General features: G+C 72.7%; 13 protein-coding genes. 7 read left to right on the top strand and 6 right to left on the bottom strand.

What is annotated here, in order from left to right:
- Positions 1–1,078: acyltransferase family protein (locus PV350_RS36080; RefSeq protein ID WP_500337721.1), on the top strand; the 1,078-nt coding region annotated here is incomplete at its 5' end.
- On the opposite strand, the gene PV350_RS36075 is transcribed toward PV350_RS36080, so the two are convergent.
- On the bottom strand, positions 1,059–2,201 hold the full coding sequence (locus tag PV350_RS36075; protein WP_499511897.1) for a PP2C family protein-serine/threonine phosphatase: 1,143 nt from the start codon (positions 2,199–2,201) through the stop codon (positions 1,059–1,061). The two genes, PV350_RS36080 and PV350_RS36075, sit on opposite strands and share 20 nt — an antisense overlap.
- A 128-nt stretch (positions 2,202–2,329) precedes the next feature.
- Between PV350_RS36075 and PV350_RS36070 the strand changes: the two genes are divergently transcribed.
- Positions 2,330–3,559, top strand: coding sequence for a GNAT family N-acetyltransferase (locus tag PV350_RS36070; protein ID WP_500337719.1), 1,230 nt, complete (start codon positions 2,330–2,332; stop codon positions 3,557–3,559).
- Between the two features lie 80 nt (positions 3,560–3,639).
- Here the strand turns inward: PV350_RS36070 and PV350_RS36065 are convergent, their stop codons facing one another.
- Entirely contained in the window at positions 3,640–4,455 is an 816-nt protein-coding gene (locus tag PV350_RS36065) for an Fpg/Nei family DNA glycosylase (RefSeq protein ID WP_500337717.1), read from the bottom strand.
- A gap of 7 nt (positions 4,456–4,462) precedes the next feature.
- On the bottom strand, positions 4,463–4,951 hold the full coding sequence (locus PV350_RS36060) for a ribose-5-phosphate isomerase (RefSeq protein ID WP_499511900.1): 489 nt from the start codon (positions 4,949–4,951) through the stop codon (positions 4,463–4,465).
- Between the two features lie 141 nt (positions 4,952–5,092).
- On the opposite strand from PV350_RS36060, the gene PV350_RS36055 reads away from it, so the two are divergent.
- Positions 5,093–6,556 (top strand): amino acid permease, encoded by a 1,464-nt coding sequence (locus PV350_RS36055; RefSeq protein WP_500337716.1) that lies wholly within the window; start codon positions 5,093–5,095, stop codon positions 6,554–6,556.
- On the opposite strand, the gene PV350_RS36050 is transcribed toward PV350_RS36055, so the two are convergent.
- Positions 6,520–8,199 (bottom strand): serine/threonine-protein kinase, encoded by a 1,680-nt coding sequence (locus tag PV350_RS36050; RefSeq protein WP_500337715.1) that lies wholly within the window; start codon positions 8,197–8,199, stop codon positions 6,520–6,522. The genes PV350_RS36055 and PV350_RS36050 overlap by 37 nt on opposite strands.
- Positions 8,200–8,535: 336 nt before the next feature.
- Here PV350_RS36050 and PV350_RS36045 point away from each other — a divergent pair, with 336 nt between their 5' ends.
- Positions 8,536–9,126: a hypothetical protein gene (locus PV350_RS36045; protein ID WP_500337714.1), complete on the top strand. Its 591-nt coding sequence runs from the start codon at positions 8,536–8,538 to the stop codon at positions 9,124–9,126.
- Between the two features lie 66 nt (positions 9,127–9,192).
- Here the strand turns inward: PV350_RS36045 and PV350_RS36040 are convergent, their stop codons facing one another.
- Positions 9,193–9,786, bottom strand: a complete 594-nt coding sequence (locus tag PV350_RS36040) for a biotin transporter BioY (RefSeq protein ID WP_499511904.1) — start codon at positions 9,784–9,786, stop codon at positions 9,193–9,195.
- A gap of 263 nt (positions 9,787–10,049) precedes the next feature.
- Between PV350_RS36040 and PV350_RS36035 the strand changes: the two genes are divergently transcribed.
- On the top strand, positions 10,050–10,979 hold the full coding sequence (locus tag PV350_RS36035; protein WP_500337712.1) for a carbohydrate kinase family protein: 930 nt from the start codon (positions 10,050–10,052) through the stop codon (positions 10,977–10,979).
- Positions 10,980–11,032: 53 nt separating this feature from the next.
- Positions 11,033–11,734, top strand: coding sequence for an HAD family hydrolase (locus tag PV350_RS36030; protein WP_500337711.1), 702 nt, complete (start codon positions 11,033–11,035; stop codon positions 11,732–11,734).
- A gap of 15 nt (positions 11,735–11,749) precedes the next feature.
- On the opposite strand, the gene PV350_RS36025 is transcribed toward PV350_RS36030, so the two are convergent.
- Positions 11,750–12,391, bottom strand: a complete 642-nt coding sequence (locus PV350_RS36025; RefSeq protein WP_499511907.1) for a mycothiol-dependent nitroreductase Rv2466c family protein — start codon at positions 12,389–12,391, stop codon at positions 11,750–11,752.
- A gap of 160 nt (positions 12,392–12,551) precedes the next feature.
- Here PV350_RS36025 and pepN point away from each other — a divergent pair, with 160 nt between their 5' ends.
- Positions 12,552–15,131 (top strand): aminopeptidase N, encoded by a 2,580-nt coding sequence (gene pepN, locus PV350_RS36020; protein ID WP_500337710.1) that lies wholly within the window; start codon positions 12,552–12,554, stop codon positions 15,129–15,131.
- Positions 15,132–15,481: the final 350 nt, after the last annotated feature.

Genomic DNA, 15,481 nt, shown 5'->3' with positions numbered 1-15,481 from the left:
GGCCCATCGCGACCAGGACGATCGCGAGGTACTTGGCGTTGTCGAAGAACGGGTCGCGCCCTCCGCCGGGCGCGACCCGTTCTTCGACAACGCCAAGTACCTCGCGATCGTCCTGGTCGCGATGGGCCACGCCTGGGAACCGCTCACCGGGCACAGCAGGGCCGCCGGCGCGCTCTACATCCTCGTGTACGCGTTCCACATGCCGGCCTTCATCGTCATCTCCGGCTACTTCTCGAAGAGTTTCGACGCCCGTCCGGACCGCGTCAGGAGACTGATCACCGGCATCGCCGTCCCGTACCTGCTCTTCGAGGCCGCCTACTCGCTCTTCAGGAACTGGGCCGACGACGCGGCGCCGCAACCGCTCAGCCTGCTCGACCCCTGGTACCTCACCTGGTTCCTCGCCGCCCTCTTCATCTGGCGTCTCACCGCCCCCATCTGGCGCATCGTCCGGCAGCCGGTCGCGGTCGCCCTGGTGATCGCGGCCCTGGCGTCCGTCACCCCGACCATCGGCGACGACCTGGAACTCCAGCGCGTCCTGCAGTTCCTGCCCTTCTTCGTGCTCGGCATGTGCCTGAAGGCGGAGCACTTCCACCTCGCCCGGCGCCGGGTGGTGCGCGTGCTGTCCGTTCCGGCGGGGCTCGGCGCGCTGGTCGTCTCCTACTGGGTGGTGCCCCGGATGGACCGGGCCTGGCTCTACCACCGCACGAGCGCCCAGGAGCTGGGCGCGCCCTGGTGGACGGGGCCGGTCATGACGCTGGCGCTGTTCTGCTGCTCCCTGGCGCTGACGGTGTGCTTCTTCGCCTGGGTGCCGCGCCGCCGCATGTGGTTCACGGCCCTCGGCGCCGGCACGCTCTACGGATACCTGCTGCACGGCTTCCTCGCCAAGGGCTCCCGCTTCGGCAGCTGGTACGACCACGACTGGATCCACACCCCGCTGGGCCAGGTCGCGGTCACCGCGATCGCCGTCGTGGTGGTCACCGCGCTGTGCACCCCTCCGGTGCAGCGGCTGTTCCGCTTCGCGATGGAGCCGAAGATGTCCTGGGCGTTCCGGCCGGCGGCTAGTCCCGGCACACGATGAGCAGGGCGCGGTCGTCGTTGACGTCCTTGGCGACCGCCTCGATCAGCTGCCAGGCCGCGCCGCGGAAGCCGTGCGCGACGTACCGGTCGGCCTCGCCGACGAGCCGGTCGATGCCTTCGGTGATGTCGCGGCCGGCGGCCTCGACCAGGCCGTCGGTGAAGAGCAGCAGGACGTCGCCGGAGCGCAGCGTGCCCTTCACGCTGTTGAACTCGGCGCCGTCGTACACCCCCAGCAGCGGCCCCTCGGCCGCCTTCTCCTCCCAGCGGCCGGTGCCCGCGCTGAGCTGCATGCCCGGCAGGTGGCCCGCGGAGAGCAGCTCGTAGTCGCCGGTCTCCACGTCCAGCACCAGGTGGACGGAGGTGGCGAAGCCCTCGTCCCAGTTCTGCCGGAGCAGGTAGCCGTTGGCGGCGGTGAGGAAGGCGTGCGGCGGCAGTGAGCCGAGCAGGCCGCCGAAGGCGCCGGAGAGCAGCAGGGCGCGGGAGCCGGCGTCCATGCCCTTGCCCGACACATCGGTGAGGACGGCTTCCAGGATCCGCCCGCCCGAGGTGCGGGTGGCCACCACGAAGTCGCCGGAGAAGGACTGGCCGCCGGCCGGCCGCAGCGCCATCTCGGCGTGCCAGCCGTCGGGCAGTCGCGGCAGCCTGCTCTGCACCCGGATGCGCTCGCGCAGGTCGAAGAGCATCGTGCCGCCGCGCATCCAGGGCACGCCGACCCGGGCGCGGAACTGCGCGACGATCAGCCCGGCCAGCGCCACGGCCGCCACCACCAGCACGGTGCCCGGGGTCACCCGGCCGACGCCGTCGCGGTACGGGCCGAGGACGGCGGACTCCACCACCATCGCGGCGGCGCTCGCCCCGTACAGCAGCAGGAGGCTGGAGGGGCGCAGCAGCAGGCCGCCGACAAGAACGGGCAGCACCAGGGTGGTGGGCGGGCACCATTGCGGCGCCAGCACCGTGGCCCAGGCGATCAGCGGGACGCTGATCGTCAGGACGGTCAGGGCGAGCCAGTCGGCCGCGTCGCCGCGGAAGTAGTCCACGGCGGATTTGCGCAGGCCTACGCGGGCCCGGTGGACCGTCCTGCGCCACCGGGCCCCGAATCCGTCTCCTACCGGGCGTCGTGCCATGTTCCCGGCGACCCTATCCACCCTCACCCGTTCTCCGCATCGGAGGTGCCCCTCATGGTGCGCTGATTCGCCGCCATGACCGGCGAAAACCGTTCGCCCGGCCTTGGGGCGACTGGTAGGCAGGGCACATGACGGTGGAATTGCGGGTTCTCGAGTCCGAACAGTGGGACGAGTGGTTCAGCACGCTGGAACGCGCGTTCGGCAGCGCGGTCTGGCCGACGGAGGAGCGGGAGTTCGACCGCGGGGTGACCGAGTTCTCCCGGTCGATCGCGGCCTGGGACGGCGCGGAGGTCGTCGGCACCGCGGGGGCGTTCTCCTTCCGCATGGCGGTGCCGGGCGGCGCCGTGGTCCCGGCGGCCGGCGTCACCATGGTCAGCGTCGCCTCGACGCACCGCCGCCGCGGGCTGCTGACCTCGATGATGCGGCGGCAACTGGACGAGGTGCGCGAACGGGGCGAGCCCCTGGCGGTGCTCACGGCCTCCGAGCCGGCGATCTACGGCCGGTACGGCTACGAGGTCGCCACCCGCCAGACGACCCTGGAGGTCGACACCCTGCGCGCCGGCCTCACCGTGCCCGCGGGCGCCGACGGGGTCACCCTGCGCTTCGCCGACCCGGAGAAGGCCCTGGCGGCCTGCGAGGAGGTCTACGCGCGGCGGGTGCCCACCCGGCCGGGCATGCTGGAGCGGCGGCCGAACTGGGAGCGCAAGGGCGTGCTCGACCCGGAGGCGTTCCGGGACGGCGCGTCGAAACTGCTCTGCGTGGTCGCCGAGCGCGACGGGGAGGTGCGGGGCTACACGCGCTACGCGGTGAAGTCCGCCTGGAACGCAGCCGGACCGGACGGAACGGTGGTGCTGCGCGACCTGGAGGCACTGGATCCGGACACATACGCCGCCCTGTGGCACTACCTGTTCGGCATCGACCTCACCTGCCGCATCACCGCGCGCAACCGTCCCGCCGACGACCCGGTCCTGCACCTGGTCGACGACGTGCGCCGCTGCGGCGTGCGCGTCAGGGAAGGGCTGCTGCTGCGCCCGGTCGAGGTGGGCGCGGCCCTGTCGGCCCGTACCTACGCTGCCCCGCTGGACGTCGTGCTGGAGGTCTCGGACCCGTTCTGCCCCTGGAACGAGGGCCGCTGGCGGCTCGGCGGCGACGCCAAGGGCGCCATGTGCGAGCGGACGACGGACGCCGCGGACCTGGCGCTGTCGGTGCGCGAGCTGGGCGCGGCCTACCTGGGCGACGTCTCGCTGACCGCGCTGGCGCGGGCCGGACGCGTGCGGGAGCTTCGGCAGGGCGCGCTGCGGGAGGCCGCGGTGGCTTTCGGCGGCGACGTCGCCCCCTGGCTGCCGCACGGCTTCTAGGTCCCCGCTCGGGGCCATGTCCACCGGCTGGGGCGCTCCCTTGGGCGTGTCCCCGGCCGGCCGCGGGTCCGAGCGGGGAGTCAGCCCCGGACGGGCTGGCAGGCGGGGCACCAGAAGAGGTTGCGCGCCACCAGGGAGGCGGTGCGCACCTCGGTGCCGCAGACGTGGCACAGCATCCCCGCACGGCGGTAGACGTAGACCTCGCCGCCGTGGTCGTCGACGCGCGGCGCACGGCCCATGGCCTCGGGGGTGTGCTCGGGGCGGACGGTGTCGATGCGGTTGTTCCGCACGCCCTCGCGCATCAGGGCCACCAGATCGGCCCAGATCGCGTCCCACCGCGCGCGGTCCAGGTCGCGTCCCGCCAGGTACGGGTCGACGCCGTGGCGGAAGAGGACCTCGGCGCGGTAGACGTTGCCGACGCCGGCGACGACCTTCTGGTCCATGAGCAGCGCGGCGACGCTGGTGCGGCTGCGCGCCACGCGGGCCCAGGCGCGTTCCCCGGTGTCGGCGGGCCGCAGCGGGTCGGGGCCGAGCCGGTCGTGTATCGCCTGCTTCTCGGCCCCGGTGATCAGCTCGCAGGCGGTCGGCCCGCGCAGGTCGGCGTGGTGCTCGTCGGTGGCCAGGCGCAGCCTGACCTGGCCGACGGGGGCCCCGCCCGGCCCGGTGCCGAAGCCCGACTTCCCGTACAGCCCGAGGTGGACGTGGACCCAGCCGACCGGGCCGAACCCCAGGAAGAGGTGCTTGCCGTGGGCCTCCGCGGACTCCATCACGGCGCCGTCCAGGAGGGCGGCGCCGTCGGAGAACTTGCCCTGCGGACTGCTCGCGCGGACCACCCGGCCGGCGAAGCGTGCCTCGTGGTCCGCGGCGAGGCGGTGGATCGTATGCCCCTCGGGCATGCCCGGATCAGCCCTCCTGCGGGTGGTGCGGCGGGATCGGGGGCAGCTCGCCGGTGGTCTCGTACGCGGAGAGCATGTCGATGCGGCGGGTGTGGCGCGGCTCACCCGAGTAGGGCGTGCCGAGGAAGACCTCGACGAACTTGGTGGCCTCGTCGGTGGTGTGCATGCGGGCGCCGACGCTGATGACGTTGGCGTCGTTGTGCTCGCGGCCGAGGGTCGCGGTCTCCTGGCTCCAGGCGAGCGCGGCCCGGACGCCCTTGACCTTGTTGGCCGCGATGGCCTCGCCGTTGCCCGAGCCGCCGATCACGATGCCGAGGGAGCCGGGGTCCGCGGCGGTGCGCTCCGCGGCGCGCAGGCAGAACGGCGGGTAGTCGTCCTGGGCGTCGTAAATGTGCGGGCCGCAGTCGACGGGCTCGTGCCCGTTGGCCTCGAGCCACTCCACGAGGTGGTTCTTGAGTTCAAAGCCGGCATGGTCGGAACCGAGGTACACGCGCATACGGACGAGTGTCGCACGGGCACGCTGGGCGACATGCCGTGGGTGATGCGTGAGGGGGATTTGAGGGTGGCTTGAGGATGGGACAACAAAACGGAATCAAAGGTTCCCACGGCCGCGCCGGGCCGTGTTTCATGCCACCCCATGAGTACACGTCCCCCCACCCCAGTGGCCGACTCCACCGCTGCGGCCCACGAGGCCACGACGGAACAGCAGGACGGCTCGGGCCTGAAGGCCGGGCTCAAGAACCGCCACCTGTCGATGATCGCGATCGGCGGTGTGATCGGTGCCGGCCTCTTCGTCGGCTCCGCCTCCGGCATCGCCGCCGCCGGCCCCGGCATCCTCCTGTCGTACGCCCTCGTCGGCACCATGGTCGTCTTCGTCATGCGCATGCTGGGCGAGATGGCGGCCGCGAACCCCACCTCCGGCTCCTTCTCCGCCTACGCCGACCGTGCGCTGGGCCGCTGGGCCGGCTTCTCCATCGGCTGGCTGTACTGGTTCTTCTGGGTCGTGGTGCTGGCGGTCGAGGCGACCGCCGGGGCCAAGATCCTGGAGGGCTGGGTCCCGGCCGTGCCCCAGTGGGGCTGGGCGCTGATCGTGATGGTCGTGCTCACCGCGACCAACCTGGCCTCGGTGGCCTCCTACGGCGAGTTCGAGTTCTGGTTCGCCGGGATCAAGGTCGTGGCCATCGCCGGCTTCATCGTGCTCGGCGCGCTCGCGGTCTTCGGCGTGCTGCCCGGCAGCCACGACGACGCCGCGGGGCTGGGCAACCTCACCGCGCACGGCGGCTTCCTCCCCAACGGCCCCGGCAAGATCCTCACCGGTGTGCTGCTGGTCGTGTTCTCCTTCATGGGCAGCGAGATCGTCACACTGGCCGCCGGCGAGTCCGCCGACCCCGAGCGCGCGGTCACCAAGGCCACCAACAGCGTGATCTGGCGGATCGGCGTCTTCTACCTGGGCTCGATCTTCATCGTGGTGTCGCTGCTGCCGTGGAACGACCCGTCGATCGCCAAGGACGGCTCCTACGTCGCCGCGCTGAACTCGATCGGCATCGCGCACGCCGGCCAGATCATGAACGTGATCGTACTCACGGCCGTGCTGTCCTGCCTCAACTCCGGCCTCTACACGGCCTCGCGCATGGCCTTCTCGCTGGGCCGGCGCGGTGACGCGCCGAAGGCGTTCGCCCGCACCACCAGGCGCGGTGTGCCGCAGGCGGCGATCCTGGGCTCGGTCGTCTTCGGCTTCGTCGCGGTCTTCTTCAACTACAAGTACCCCGACACCGTCTTCCTCTTCCTGCTCAACGCCTCCGGTGCGATCGCGCTGTTCGTGTGGCTGGTGATCTGCTTCTCGCAACTGCGCATGCGGAAGATCATCCTGAAGGAGGCCCCGGAGCGGCTGCGGGTGCGGATGTGGCTGTACCCGTACCTGACCTGGGCGACGATCGCCATGATCGTGTTCGTGCTCGGCTACATGCTCACCGACACCGCCGACGGCGGCGGCCGGGACCAGGTGGTCGTCTCGGTGCTGGTGGGGCTCGGCGTGGTCGCCGTCGCGGTGGTGCGCCAACTGCTTCACAAGGGCCGGAAGGACTCCCCCACCCGGTCGTAGGCGGCCAGCGCGGCGGACCCGGCCGAAGCCGCGTACCAGACGTTCAGCTGGTACGACTTGCCTCCTTCGGTGAAGCCGAGCTGCCGCGCCCGCCAGGGCGCGCCGGCCTGGGTGAAGGCGTACTCCCACACGACGGCGGGCCGACCGCGGAACGACGTCCGCTCCAGCCGGGTCTTCCGGTAGCCGGGCACGTCGTGGGAACCGGCCTCGAAGGCGCGCCACTGCTCCAGGAGATCGCCGCCCCGCGCGAGTGCGTACGAGGCGGCGATCTCCTGCTGTCCGTCCGGGGCGTGGTAGTGGACGTTGGACGGGCTCTTGGCGCTGCGCGTCCAGCCCCGCGGCGGCTCCCAGGCGAAGCCGGTCTCGTTGCGCTCCCCGGGGGCGGGCGTGCCGGTCGAGGTGCCGGTGGACGAGGTGGCTCCGGTGGACGGGGGACGGCTGGTGCCCGCGACGACGGGGCCCTCCCGATGGCCGGTGCGCGGCGCGGTGAGCAGGACGACGGTGACGGCGACGGCCGCGGCGGCCGCTCCCGCGGCGGTCAGCAGGGCCACCCGGCGGAGGCGTGAGGAGGCCGGGGGGCGCGAGGGGCCCGGGGGCACCGGCGGCACCGCGGGGCCCTGTTCCGGTCCTGGCGCCGGTGATGCCTCCGTGACGCGGCGCTCCCAGCCCGGCGGGACGGCGTCCTGCGGCTCCGGCGCCGCTTCCGGCCCGGCGGCCGGCTCCCGCGCGGCCCGTCCGACGGCAAGCGTCGGGGTGTGCCCCTCCTCCGGGGGCGGCGGCGCCTGCCGGGTGACGACGGTCGGCCCGCCCGGGGGCGCGGCGAGGGCCGCGAGCGCCTCGTCCAGGCCGTCCAGGGTCATCCGCTCCGCCGGGTCCTTGCGCAGCAGGGCCGCCAGGGTGCCGTGGAGCGGCCCGGCGCCGGCCGGCAGCAGGGGCTCCTCGTAGAGCACCGCGTGGAGCGTGGCCAGGGTGGTGGTCCGGGAGAACGGTGACCTGCCCTCGAAGGCGGCGCAGAGGGTCGCGCCCAGGGACCACAGGTCCGAGGGCGGGCCCTGGTGACGGCCCTCCACGCGCTCGGGGGCCATGTAGTCGGGCGAGCCGACCAGCATCCCGGCCATCGTCAGCGCCGTGGCGTCCTGGATCGCCGCGATGCCGAAGTCGGTGAGGACGACCCGTCCCCGGGTGTCGATCAGCACGTTGCCGGGCTTGATGTCGCGGTGCAGCACGCCGACCGCGTGCACCTCGCGCAGCGCGCGGGCCAGCCCGGTCCCGATCGTCACGGCCTCGGCCACGTCCACCGGGCCGTCCTGCGCCAGCATCTGTTCCAGGGACCGGCAGTCGACCAGTTCCATCACGATCCAGAGCCGGTGGTCCTCCTGGACCACGTCGTAGATCCGGACCACGTTCGGGTGGTCGATCCGGGCGGTGGCGCGCGCCTCCCGCAGGCTGCGCTCGCGACGGACCCGGGCGTCCTCCGCCTCCATGTCGTCCAGTCGCATCTCCTTGACCGCGACCTGCCGGTCCAGCACCTCGTCGACCGCCCGCCAGACGCGGCCCATGCCGCCCTGGCCGATCGGCTCCCCCAGTCGGTAGCGGCCGGCCACCAGCCGGCCGCGCACCTCACCACCCGCATTTCCCACCATGCCCGGACTCCCCACTGCGGGAAGAATTCCCCATGCCCCTCAATTCCTGTCCGGTGGCCCGCAATTCACGCGGGGACCGGGACAGAAGTATGAACTTGCCACCATGACAGCATAGTTGCCCGGAATCTTGTGGTACCTCTCTTCAGATACCGCTGATGCGGGGCAGAAGGGGGAAGAACAATGCGCCTTTTCAATCGGCGAATTCATGTTCGGAAATCGGCCGCGGCGGCCGCGGTGCTGGCGCTGGCGTTCGCCGGACCGGTGTACGGTGCCGAGCCCGTGCCGGGCAGCGGCCAGGGGGGTACGCCTGGTCCGAGCGCCCCGGCCGGGGTGAAGGTGAGCACGGAACTGCCGTCCAGGATCTCCGTCGACAACAAGACCGGAAAGACCTCGATCACGGCCCGGGTGGTCAACAAGGGTGACGCGCAGTCCCCTGGGCTCAGGCTCCTGGTGGTCGGTTTCGACGCCCTCGCGGTGACCGCCGTGCAGGGCTGCGACCCGATTCCGAAGGCGCAGCTCCCGGACGGTTCCAACAGCGGATTCAGCTGCGCCGTCGGGAAACTGGCCGCGGGGAAGAGCAAGACCTACACCGTGTCCGCGACCTACGACCTCCAGGGCAAGGGCAAGATCTGCCTGCCCGTGATGCTCGGCGACACCGGCACCCTGCTGTGGCAGCAGGGACCGGTCCCGTTCGGCACCAGCAAGCCCACTCCGAACGCACCCGACACCCCGCTGCTGCTGGGCACCGACAACGTGCCCTTCGGCCCCGACACCTCCGCGGGCGCCAGTCCCTCCGCACCCGGCACGCTGCCGGACACCGGCGCTCCCGGCCGCACGGCCGTCCTCCTGCTGGGCGGCGGCCTGTTGCTGGCCGCGGGCGGCGCGGGCCTGTGGCTGACCCGGCGCGGGCCGGCGCCGCGGCACTGAAGGAGAACGGGTGGGGGCGGGGCCTTCGCCCCGCCCCCACCCGGGTGCGTCGCAGGTCGTGACCGGTCAGTCGCGTCGGCCGACCAGCTTCCAGGCGGCGGGCAGCGCGCCCATGGCGAGGGCGGCCTTCACCGCGTCGCCGATCAGGTACGGGGTCAGGCCCAGCGCCACGGCCTGGCCCAGCGTCAGGTGCGCGGCCAGCGCGAGGTAGGGGACACCCACGGCGTAGGTGACGGCGCTGCCGGCCACCATGACGCCGGCCATCCGCCACACGCTGCGGTCCGCGCCCCGCCGGGCCAGCGCGCCCACGAGCGCCGACGCCAGCGCCATGCCGAGGATGTAGCCGAAGCTCGGCGCCGCCGCGCCCGACGAACCCTCCGCGAACCACGGCACGCCGGCGACACCGGCGACCGCGTACAGCGCGAGCGCCAGGAAGCCGCGGCGAGCCCCGAGGGCGGTGCCCACCAGCAGCGCGGCGAAGGTCTGGCCCGTCACGGGCACCGGCGACCCGGGGACCGGGACCGACAACTGCGCGGCCAGACCGGTCAGTACGGCGCCACCGGTGACGAGGGCCACGTCGCGCAACCGCGACGCGGGGATGAGGTCGGCGAGGACCGGGTGGGTCCGTACGGCGGAAGCGGCGGGAACTGCGCTGGCCATCGGGTGACTCCGCGGGGTGAGGGTCGGTTCGGGACACCGTGACGTTAACCCGCGTCGCCCCCGCCGATCATCGTCCGCCGATCACAAAGGCCTGATCACGGCGTTGGTCGGCTTCCTACAAGGATGCGGCGCCGGGCGTGAGCTTCGTCACCCGGGCCTTAGTGGGGTTTCTCCAATCGCCGCCGGAGCGGCGCCACCGGCCGGGTCCGGCACCGCTCGGACACCGCTCCGGCGCCCGTACGACGGCCTCCTATGCTGCCCGCATGAGCGCTCCGTCCTCCCCCTCCCGCGTCGGCGTCGTCGGCGAGGTCCTCGTCGACCTGCTGTGGCGTTCCGGGGAGCGGCAGGTCACCCCCGTGCCGGGCGGCAGCCCGGCCAACGTCGCGGTCGGCCTGCACCGGCTCGGGCGGCCCACCACCCTGGTCACCACGTGGGGCGACGACCCGCCCGGCGAGCTGGTGCGGGCGCACCTGGAGTCCACCGGGGTCGAGGTCGTCCGCGCCACGAGCCCGGCCGGGCGCACCACACTGGCGATGGCCTACCTGGACCGGGACGGCTCCGCCTCCTACGACTTCCTGGCCGCGTGGGACCCGGAGCGGCTGCCGCTGCCCGCGGACACCGCGGTGCTGCACACCGGTTCGCTGGCCGCGGTGGTCGAACCGGGTGCGACGCGGGTGCTGGAACTCTGCCGCGACCTGCACTCCCTGCCGGGGCGCACCGTCGTCGCCGACCTCAACGTGCGGCCGGCCGTCCAGCCCGACCGGCTCGCCTACCGCCGGGCGTGCCTGCGGCTGGCCGGGGTCACGGACGTGGTCAAGGCCAGTGACGCCGACCTGGCGTGGCTCTTCCCGCGGCTCGCCCCGGAGGAGGCCGCCCGGGCGCTGCTCGCCGAGGGGCCGCGGCTCGCGGTCGTCACGCTGGGTCCGGACGGCGCGTTCGCGGTGACCGACGGCGCCCTCGTACGGGTGGCCGCGCCCGAGGTCGACGTCGTCGACACCATCGGCGCGGGCGACGCCTTCCAGGCGGCGCTGCTCGACGCGATCGCCGGCGAGGGCGTCCCGGCCTCGCGGGAGGGGCTCGCCGCGGTACTGGAGCGCTGCGTCACGGCCGCGGCGCTCAACTGCACGCGGGTGGGCGCCGATCCGCCGTCCCGCGCGGAGCTGGACGCGGCCCTCGCCGGACGGCACGCGTAGCGCGCGCGGAAAATGCGCGGCCTCCGGCGGCAGGTGCTGGATACCCTCGCGGGATGGACGAGGCACGGCTGACCGGACAGGTACTGGTCTTCGACGCGGACGACACGTTGTGGGAGAACAACGTGGTCTTCGAGCGGGTCATAGAGGACTTCCTGGACTGGGTGGACCATCCCGTCCTGGACCGCGCGCAGATCAGGGCGCTGCTCAACGAGATCGAGGCGGCGAACGCGGTCGTCCACGGCTACGGCAGCAAGGTCTTCCTGCGCAGCCTCGGCGAGCTCCTGGAGCGGCTGCGGGAGCGGCCCGTCACGCAGGCCGAGCTCCGGCGGGTGGACGAGCTGGCGGTGGCCTTCGTGGAGCACCGGGTGGAGCTGATGCCCGGTGTGGCGAGCACGCTGGAGGAGCTGGGCACCCGCCACGAGCTGCTGCTGCTCACCAAGGGCGACGAGGAGGAGCAGGCGCGCAAGGTGGCCGCCTCGGGGCTGGCGGACCGCTTCCGCGGGGTGCACATCGTGCCGGAGAAGGCCGCGGACACCTACCGCGCCCTGCTGGCGGAGTACGGCTACGCGCCGGGCAGGAGCTGGATGATCGGGAACTCCCCGAAGTCGGACATCCTGCCCGCGCGCGAGGCGGGGATGAGCGCGGTGTTCATCCCCAACGAGAACACCTGGGTGCTGGAGCAGTCCGAGCTCGACCCGGCCGACGGGCGGGTGCTGCAGCTGACGGCCTTCCCCGAACTGCTCCGGCACTTTTGAACCGGACCGGCCGCCTCAGTCGAAGACGGGGCCCTGGTCGCGGGTCCGCTTGATCTCGTAGAAGCCGGGGGTCGACGCGACGAGCAGGGTACCGTCCCACAGGCGGGCCGCGGCCTCGCCCTTGGGCGCCGGGGTGACGACCGGACCGAAGAAGGCGATCTGCTCGCCGTCGGCGCCGGGCACCGCGATGACCGGGGTGCCGACGTCCTGGCCGACCTTGGAGATGCCCTCCTGGTGGGAGGCGCGCAGCTCCTCGTCGTAGGCGTCGCTGCGGGCGAAGTCGGCGAGGTCGGCGGGCAGGCCCGCCTCCTCCAGGGCGGCGACGATGACGTCGTGGTCCTTGTGTCCCAGGCCCTGGTTGTGGATACGGGTGCCCAGCGCGGTGTAGAGGGGGCCGAGCACCTTGCTGCCGTACTTCTGCTCGGCGGCGATGCAGACGCGGACCGGGCCCCAGGCCGTGGTCAGGAACTCCCGGTACTGCTCGGGCAGCTCGTCACGGTTCTCGTTGAGCACCGCGAGGCTCATCACGTGCCAGCGCACCTCGACGGGGCGCACCTTCTCCACCTCCAGCATCCAGCGTGAGGTCATCCACGCCCAAGGGCAGGCGGGGTCGAACCAGAAGTCCACCGGGGTGGGGGTGGTCGTGGTCTCGGTCACGGTTCTCTCCTCTGGGCATGATGCGGTGACACGTGGTCCGCAACGCGCAACGCCCCCGGTGCCATCCCCATTCCCGTGCGCCGTCGTCAGGGCCGACGTGCGAAGATGCGTGGCGTCCACAAGACAGATCCCACGACGGCGTGCGAAGGATGGAGACCCCGTGCCCGGTGAGAACCTCACGCGTGACGAGGCCCGAGAGCGGGCACGGCTGCTGGCCGTGGACGGTTACGAGGTCGCCCTCGACCTGCGGTCGGCGCTGCGTCCGCAGGAGCCGACGTTCCGGTCCGTGACCACCGTCAGGTTCCGCTGCACGGAGCCCGGCGCGTCCAGCTTCGCGGACCTGCTGGCGCCCTCCGTCACGTCGGTCACGCTCAACGGCCGGGAACTGGACCCCGCGGTGGTCTTCGACGGGACGCGGATCGCGCTGGACGACCTGGCCGCCGAGAACGTCCTGGTCGTGGACGCGCAGTGCGCCTACAGCCGGACGGGCGAGGGCATGCACCGCTTCACCGACCCCGAGGACGGCGAGGTCTACCTCTACACGCAGTACGAGCCGGCCGACGCCCGCCGGGTCTTCGCCGACTTCGAGCAGCCCGACCTGAAGGCGCCGTTCACCTTCTCCGTCACCGCGCCCGAGTCCTGGGTGGTGCTGGGCAACGAGCGTGTCACCGGGGTCTCCGACGGCGGCGAGACCCGGCACTTCGCGCCGACCCGCCCGATCTCCACGTACATCACGGCCGTCGTCGCCGGGCCGTACCACATGGTCCACGACACCTACCGGCGCGCGCTGCCGGACGGTTCCGAACTGGAGATCCCGCTGGGGGCGCTGTGCCGCAGGGGCCTCGCCCGGCACTTCGACGCCGAGGAGATCTTCACCGTCACCAAGCAGGGCCTGGACTTCTTCCACGACCACTTCGGCTACCCGTACCCCTTCGGGAAGTACGACCAGGCCTTCGTGCCCGAGTACAACATCGGCGCGATGGAGAACCCGGGGCTGGTCACCTTCCGCGAGGAGTACGTCTTCCGCGGCAAGGTCACCCAGGCGTCCTACGAGGGCAGGGCGAACGTCATCCTGCACGAGATGGCGCACATGTGGTTCGGCGACCTGGTCACCATGCGGTGGTGGGACGACCTGTGGCTGAAGGAGTCCTTCGCCGACTTCATGGGCGCGTTCTCGCTGGTGGAGGCCACCCGCTACAAGGAGGGCTGGATCACCTTCGCCAACCGCCGCAAGGCCTGGGCCTACCGCGCCGACCAGCTGCCCTCCACCCACCCGGTCACGGCCGACATCCGCGACCTGGAGGACGCCAAGCTCAACTTCGACGGCATCACCTACGCCAAGGGCGCCAGCGTGCTCAAGCAGCTGGTCGCCTACGTCGGGCGGGACGCCTTCCTGGAGGGCGCGCGCCGCTACTTCCAGCGCCACGCCTACGGCAACACCGAGCTGGGCGACCTGCTGTCGGTGCTGGCGGAGACCTCGGGGCGCGACATGGCCGGGTGGTCCCGGTCCTGGCTGCAGACCGCGGGCGTCAACTCGCTGACCCCGCAGGTGACGTACGACGCCGACGGACGGATCGCCGAGCTGGCCGTGGTGCAGCAGGCCGCGCGCTCGCACCCCGAGCTGCGCCCGCACCGGGTCGTGGTGGGGCTCTACCGGCACACCGCGGACGGCACCGTGGAACGCTACGCGCGCGCCGAGACCGACGTCGCGGGCCCGCGCACGGTGGTGGGCGAGCTGGCCGGGGCGGAGCGGCCCGACCTGGTGCTGGTCAACGACGACGACCTGACCTACTGCAAGATCCGCTTCGACGAGGACTCCCTGGCCACGGTCCGGGGGCACCTGGGCTCGCTCACCGACCCCATGGCCCGCGCCCTGGCCTGGTCCGCGGTGTGGAACATGACCCGCGACGGCCTGATGCCCGCCCGCGACTACCTCGGCCTGGTGCTGCGCTTCGCCGGAGCCGAGACCGACATCGGCGTCCTGCAGGGGCTGCACATGCAGGCCCGTACGGCCCTGCACGACTACGCGGCACCCGCCTGGCGCGGGCAGGGCGGGCGCGAGCTGGCGGACGGCGCGCTGCGCGAGCTGCGCGCGGCGGCCCCGGGCAGCGGCCACCAGCTGGCCTGGGCCCGCTTCTACGCGGCCGTCGCCTCCGGGGACGCCGGGGCGGACGTGCTGCGCGGGCTGCTCGACGGCACCGAGAAGATCGACGGGCTCGAGGTGGACCAGGAGCTGCGCTGGACCTTCCTGGAAGCGCTGGCCGCCGCCGGCGCTGCCGACGAGGCCGCCGTCGCGGCGGAACTCGCCCGGGACGACACCGCCTCCGGCAAGCGGCACCAGGTGCGCTGCCTGGCGGCGCGGCCCTCCGTGGCCGTCAAGGAGCAGTGCTGGGCGTCGGTCGTGGAGTCCGACGCGCTGTCCAACGCGCTCGTCGAGGCCACCATCGCGGGCTTCGACCAGGCGGGCCAGCGCGAGCTGCTCGCCCCCTACGCGGACCGCTACTTCGACGTGATCGGGCGGGTCTGGAAGGAGCGCTCGATCGAGATCGGCATGGCGGTCGTCCGCGGGCTCTTCCCGCACCACCAGGACCGGCCCGCCACCCTCGACGCCGCCGACGCCTGGCTGGACGGGCACGCGGACGCGCCGCCGGCGCTGCGCCGGCTGGTCGCCGAGTGCCGTGACGACCTCGCGCGGGCGCTGCGGGCCCAGGAGCGGGACGCGGCGGCGGGGGCGGTCTGAGGCCTCCCTCCCGGAAGGGAACAGGTGACCGGTCACCCCAATGGCGTACGTGGGGTACCGCCCGGCCCCGGTGGTGCGGCAGCATCGCCAGGGCCGGGGAGCAGGTGAGGCAAGGCCGGTCACCCGGATAGGTGAAAAATGGCACTCGGCAACCGAACGTCTGAACTTTAGTGCGGGGATGTCCGCATTTGTCGACGGTACGGTAACAGCCGTTAGGCTCGCTGAGGGATGCGGGAATCCACCCGGCATGAACCCGCCTGGCGCGGGCAGGGCGGGCGCGAGCTGGCGGACGGCGCGCTGCGCGAGCTGCGCGCGGCGGCCCCGGGCAGCGGCCACCAGCTGGCCTGGGC

This window comes from Streptomyces sp. PA03-6a, assembly GCF_033792765.1.
Taxonomy (GTDB): Bacteria; Actinomycetota; Actinomycetes; order Streptomycetales; family Streptomycetaceae; genus Actinacidiphila.
The sequence above is the reverse complement of the archived record's forward strand: the minus strand, read 5'-3'. Positions and strand labels throughout refer to the sequence as shown.